The sequence below is a fragment of the Cupriavidus basilensis genome (assembly GCF_029335485.1).
GTDB classification, from domain to species: Bacteria; Pseudomonadota; Gammaproteobacteria; order Burkholderiales; family Burkholderiaceae; genus Cupriavidus; species Cupriavidus basilensis_E.
Genome location: NZ_JARJLM010000077.1, coordinates 1 through 3,758 on the forward strand (window position 1 = coordinate 1; position 3,758 = coordinate 3,758).

The following is a 3,758-nucleotide window of genomic DNA, read 5'->3' on the forward strand; positions in this document are numbered from 1 at the left end:
AGTCGAATTCCGTCATCGCTGTTCTTCCCTGGTTTCGTTGCCTTGCTGGTCAGTGCGATCTTAGGGAAATCCACGGGACGCTTCGTAGTCTGAAAAGACGATGCCGCCCCGGTTGTGCACGCGCATGATCTGCCGGGTTAGTCATGACAACAGGGGAGACACCAGCATGTCCAGTACCTTGCCCGCGGCTGTAGCAGCCGGCCAATACATCGCCACGCCAGACGGCCTGCGCCTGCACTACCTCGACGCCGGCACCGGCGAGCCTGTGGTATTCATCCACGGCAGCGGCCCAGGCGCCAGCGGCCACAGCAACTTCAAGCACAACGCGCCGGCTTTTGTGGAAGCCGGCTTCCGTACCGTGGTGGTGGATCTGCCGGGCTATGGCCAGTCGTCCAAGCCAGCGGATGCGGAATACACGCTGGACTTCTTTGTCGCCGCGCTGCGCGCGCAATTGGTGGCGCTGGAACTGCCGCGCTGCGTGTTGGTGGGCAATTCGCTGGGCGGCGCCATCGCGCTGAAGTACGCGCTGGACTACCCGGAGCACGTCAGCCGCCTGGTGATGATGGCGCCGGGCGGCGTCGAGGACCGCGAGACCTATTTCCGCATGGAAGGCATCGAGAAGATGGTGACGCTGTTCACCGGCGGGCATATGAACCATGACACCATGCGCCAGTTGCTGCAATTGCTGGTGCATGACGCCACGCTGGTCACCGATGCGCTGGTGGACGAACGCATGGCCGTTTGCAAGGAGCAGCCGCGCGAGGTGCTGGCCACCATGAAGGTGCCCAACCTGACCGGGCGCCTGGGCGAGATTGCCTGCCCGGTGCTGGGCTTCTGGGGCACGGAAGACCGCTTCAACCCGGCCGGCGGCGCGCTCAAGTTCCTGCAGGGGTGCCGCGATGCGCGCTTCGTGCTGATCAATCGTTGCGGCCATTGGGTGATGGTCGAGCATAGCGACTACTTCAACCGCGAGTGCCTGGGCTTCCTGGCGGATACGGCCGAAGCCGCGGTGTAGCGTGGCCGTACGGCCGGCGTGCCGGCAGTGCAACGATAAATAAATCTAGGAGACAACATGGCATACCCGTTCAACCTGTTCGACCTGCGTGGCAAGGTGGCTGCCATCACCGGCGCCGCGCGCGGCATCGGGGCGGAGACCGCGCGCGTGCTGGCCGCGGCCGGCGCCAAGGTCGCGGTGCTCGATTTGCTGGAAGCGGACGGCCAGGCCACCGCGCAGCGCATCGAGGCGGAAGGCGGCCAGGCCGCCTTCTGGAAGCTGGATGTGGCCAGCGAGGCCGAGGTGGGCAAAGTGTTCGGCGAGATCGCCGCGCGCTTCGGCCGCCTCGACATCCTCATCAACAATGCCGGCATCGACGGCGTCAACGCGCCCACCCACGAACTCGCCCTGGCGCAATGGCAGCGGGTGATGGACGTCAACGTCACCGGCACCTTCCTCTGCACCAAGCACGCCATCCCGCATCTCGAGCGCGCGGGTGGTGGCTCGATCGTCAATGTGTCGTCGATGTACGGCATCGTCGGCGGCCCCGATGTGCCGCCTTACCACGCCTCCAAGGCCGCGGTGCGGATGATGGCCAAGACCGATGCCATGCTCTACGCCGGGAAGAACATCCGTGCCAATTCCGTCCATCCGGGCTATATCCGCACGCCGATGCTGGAGGAAGTGGCGCATGCCTCGGGGCAGGGCGAGGGCCTGTTTGCCTATCTCGGCTCGCAAACGCCGATGGGCCGCCTTGGCGAGCCGCGCGATATCGCCGCGGGCATCCTCTACCTGGTATCCGACGCGGCCCGCTACGTCACGGGCTCGGAACTGGTGATCGACGGCGGCTACACGGCGCGCTGAGCGTCTTCATCTTCGACAAGGAAGGGAATGACCATCGACATGACCATGACCGCGAACAATAGCGCCGCCATGAAGGCCGCCTTGCTCGACTATGTGGCCGCCTTCAATGCGGCCGACGCCGAGCGGGTAGCGGCGCTGTTTGCCGACGACGCAACCATCGAGGATCCCGTTGGCAGCCCGGCAATCGCCGGGCGGGAGGCCATCCTCGGCTTCTACCGGCATGCGACTTCGCTCGGCGCGCGCCTGGAAGTGGTAGTGCCCCCGCGGGGTTCGCACGGCAATGCCGCGGCCTTGAGCTTCGCCGTGTATGCGCGGATGCAGGGGCATTCGGTTCGCATCGACGTGACCGACGTGATGACCTTCGGCGCCGACGGCCGCATTACCGGCATGCGCGCGTTCTGGGGGCCGGATGACGTGCATCCGCAGTAGGATGCGGCCGGGTCCGGCTGCGGTGCGGCCATGGTAAGGCGTTGTCCGCGTGATGCGGCCGTCACGCGTGAACGTATCCTTGCCAGCGCGGAGCTGCTGTTCGAGCGCCAGGGCGTGCAATCCGTCACGCTAGAGCAGGTGGCTGGCGCGATCGCCATGACTCGCGGAGCGATCTACGGGCACTTCCGTAGCCGCGCCGACCTGCTGGCCGCCGTCATGGCGCGGGCGGAGGCGCATATTGCCGGCCGGCTCGCGGCCTTCGCCGGTAACGGCCGCGGCGCGGCCCGCTCGGACCTGGAGCACGCGCTGGCGGCGATGTTACGGGACGAGGCCGTGCTGCGCTATGCGGGCATTGTCCTCGGCTTGCTGCATCACGCTTGCACGCCTGCGTGCGAGCTTTGCCAGCTGACACTTCACATCCGCGCCCGCAGCAGGGCGCTATGCGATGGCCTTGGCCGGTTGCTGGGCGACCAGGACAAGGCCGTGTTGCTGGCGGCGCACCTGTGGGGCTTGCTGTGCGCCCGCTCGCTGTGGCTGGCCCCGGTGGATCTGGCGGGGTGCGTCGAGCCGTTGCTGCGGCTGTACGGGGAATAGCGGGCTGTTCCTATAGCGTTTTGCCGGATTGTCCTTGTTCATCGCAAATCCTCCCCCGGCTCACGGCGTGCGCCGGTGTACGGGATCGCCCCTAGTCTGCTTGGACGAGGAAATTCTTCGCGCCAGTGGCTACGCTACCTTCAAGTCCATGAGACCGTGCCGGCGCCAGCGCAGCGCCACAAGAGCACGGCGGCGGGAGAAAAAAAGGGATACGAGCAGAGAGGAGACAGTCGTGAAGGCTCGATATCGCATCACATGTCTGTTGGGCGCTGGCGCGGTGCTGGCGCTGGGTTTCGCCGCCGGCCTGATGACGGCCTGGCCGCCCGCGCGGGAGGACGGCGCGGGCGAGCGCGCTTCAGCCGCCGCGGCGACCGCGACGGAGATCCGGGTGGCAGCGGACGCCGCGCTGAGCTATTGCGACGATGCCTGCCGGCAGAGCCGGGGCATCGCGGCCGTGACGGCCATGGGTCATCGCCCGCCGCCGTGATGCCCAGGGCGCTCCGGGGCGCCGCCGGCTGCCTCAAGCCACTTCCGCTACCCGGATCTCCGCCAGCAGCTTCTTCAACTCCGGTACGCACGCGATCCGCAGTTGCCGCTCGCCTTCACGCCTCTGGATCAGGTTGAAGTCCCAGGGGCCGTCCTGCACGTCACCGCCCCGACCAGCCGCCCGCCCTGCAGCACCAACCGTTTGTACATGCCGCGGCGCGGATCGTGCATCACCAGGTCCTCGCTATCCTTGCCGCCAATGAAGTCGCCGGCGCATTAAAGATCCACGCCGGTCACCTTGAGCTTGGTCGCGGTGGCCTGCTGCACATAACGGTGATGGCCGGCCTCGACACCGGTGGCCAGCAGCAGGCGGTCATAGCCGACTTCGCGC

The 3,758-nt window shown here is 66.8% G+C and carries 5 protein-coding genes and 1 pseudogene; 5 read left to right on the plus strand and 1 reads right to left on the minus strand.

Annotated features, from left to right (window positions below; all coding sequences use genetic code 11):
- The first annotated feature begins 166 nt into the window (after nucleotides 1-166).
- The 5 genes from P3W85_RS04520 to P3W85_RS04540 all read left to right on the plus strand — a co-directional run bounded on the left by P3W85_RS04520 (nucleotide 167) and on the right by P3W85_RS04540 (nucleotide 3,368).
- Nucleotides 167-1,015, plus strand: a complete 849-nt coding sequence (locus tag P3W85_RS04520; RefSeq protein ID WP_276263880.1) for an alpha/beta fold hydrolase — start codon at nucleotides 167-169, stop codon at nucleotides 1,013-1,015.
- A gap of 57 nt (nucleotides 1,016-1,072) precedes the next feature.
- Nucleotides 1,073-1,858 carry an SDR family NAD(P)-dependent oxidoreductase gene (locus P3W85_RS04525; protein ID WP_276263881.1) on the plus strand — a complete coding sequence of 262 codons (786 nt, stop codon included), beginning with the start codon at nucleotides 1,073-1,075 and terminating at the stop codon, nucleotides 1,856-1,858.
- A gap of 27 nt (nucleotides 1,859-1,885) precedes the next feature.
- Nucleotides 1,886-2,287: a nuclear transport factor 2 family protein gene (locus tag P3W85_RS04530; protein WP_276263882.1), complete on the plus strand. Its 402-nt coding sequence runs from the start codon at nucleotides 1,886-1,888 to the stop codon at nucleotides 2,285-2,287.
- A gap of 30 nt (nucleotides 2,288-2,317) precedes the next feature.
- Nucleotides 2,318-2,881: a TetR family transcriptional regulator gene (locus P3W85_RS04535; protein WP_276263883.1), complete on the plus strand. Its 564-nt coding sequence runs from the start codon at nucleotides 2,318-2,320 to the stop codon at nucleotides 2,879-2,881.
- A gap of 232 nt (nucleotides 2,882-3,113) precedes the next feature.
- Nucleotides 3,114-3,368, plus strand: coding sequence for a hypothetical protein (locus tag P3W85_RS04540; protein ID WP_276263884.1), 255 nt, complete (start codon nucleotides 3,114-3,116; stop codon nucleotides 3,366-3,368).
- A gap of 33 nt (nucleotides 3,369-3,401) precedes the next feature.
- Here the strand turns inward: P3W85_RS04540 and P3W85_RS04545 are convergent.
- Nucleotides 3,402-3,758: pseudogene (locus P3W85_RS04545) on the minus strand (hypothetical protein); the annotation flags it as partial.

Coding starts and splice junctions, on each gene's coding strand:
- P3W85_RS04520 (WP_276263880.1), top strand. CDS start 167: ATGTCCAGTACCTTGCCCGCGGCTGTAGCAGCCGGCCAATACATCGCC.
- P3W85_RS04525 (WP_276263881.1), top strand. CDS start 1,073: ATGGCATACCCGTTCAACCTGTTCGACCTGCGTGGCAAGGTGGCTGCC.
- P3W85_RS04530 (WP_276263882.1), top strand. CDS start 1,886: ATGACCATCGACATGACCATGACCGCGAACAATAGCGCCGCCATGAAG.
- P3W85_RS04535 (WP_276263883.1), top strand. CDS start 2,318: ATGGTAAGGCGTTGTCCGCGTGATGCGGCCGTCACGCGTGAACGTATC.